Below are 1,094 nucleotides of genomic sequence, written 5' to 3' on the forward strand. Positions count from 1 at the left end.
GATGCCAAAAAGCACTTAATCAGAAAGACGAGCCTGGCTGCTCCAGAAACGCTAACTCTGGCTGACTCGACTCTCTTCCAAGTATCTGATTACGATGAGGGTAGCGACCAAAACGATCAATAATTTCCTTATGGCGCTTTTCAAATTCAAGATTGCGCTCCAAACCCTTTTGAGAATAAAGCGACAACGCAACTTCATGAATCGCTCTTGATTCACTATGCATGAAAGGCATATACAGAAAACTTCGCTCAGTGGGTTCAAGTGCTAAATCTGCACGACAAGCGATCGCTTCCTGAGCCAGCACCAAAGCAAGTGTATCAGAAGCGAAAGCAGCCGGCGTATCTCGATACATATTTCGAGAGAATTGATCTAGAACGATAATCTCAGCCAACCGGCCTTCGGGGCTTGAACGCCAAGTGTAGAGTTCCCCCGCATTCGCTTGGCGGTGCAAGGAAGCAAAACGCCCTTGAATCAGGGCGTCGAAATCAGAGTCCTTAACAAACCAGCTCGAAGGTTCGATTTCTTCAAACCAGAAACTCAATACAGATTGGCACATTGTTTCAGCTAAGTCCTTAATTAAGTAAAACCTAACTGTAGACCTTGAAACACACAAATGCGAGTCGTCGAGAGCTAAGGGCGACTCGGCGAGGGGTAGAACCCTCTGCCTACAGAGTCGATAAAAAGTTACAGCCCTGAATGGCACTTACTTAAGGAGAAATTGGCGTCATTCCCTTGAACAAGGGAATCCATTGTTTTGAGGCTAACTCAATGAAATTGAAGGACCATGACTATCGCTAACCTATAGATTTCTAGTCTTTTTTAACTCTCTAGGTCAGCCAAACGGCTGAAAAACAATGGATTCCCGCCCCGCCCAGGCGGCCCTCTCTTGCTGCGCAATTCACCTTGTGCGCGGGAATGACGAGTTTCGGGGCGAAATCAAGCTTAAGTAAGTGCCATTGGTTACAGCCCTCTTTTCAGAAAAGGGCTAACTTAAGTAAGCCGCCTTCAAATCATACATCTAAACCTGAAACGTACGCTGCATTTCGTCCAGCACTTCCCCTTCGTTCTCGGGCTCATAATGCGGAGGCATCCAT

1 protein-coding gene is annotated in these 1,094 nt (G+C 46.7%); it reads right to left on the reverse strand.

What is annotated here, in order from left to right:
- Positions 1-19: 19 nt before the first annotated feature.
- Positions 20-556 (reverse strand): DUF924 family protein, encoded by a 537-nt coding sequence (locus tag A3761_RS24555; protein ID WP_068516141.1) that lies wholly within the window; start codon positions 554-556, stop codon positions 20-22.
- Positions 557-1,094 lie beyond the last annotated feature (538 nt).

It is taken from the genome of Oleiphilus sp. HI0123 (assembly GCF_001635315.1).

Excerpts from the sequence above, each read along its gene's own strand:
- A3761_RS24555 (WP_068516141.1), bottom strand. The coding sequence starts at position 556 with ATGTGCCAATCTGTATTGAGTTTCTGGTTTGAAGAAATCGAACCTTCG.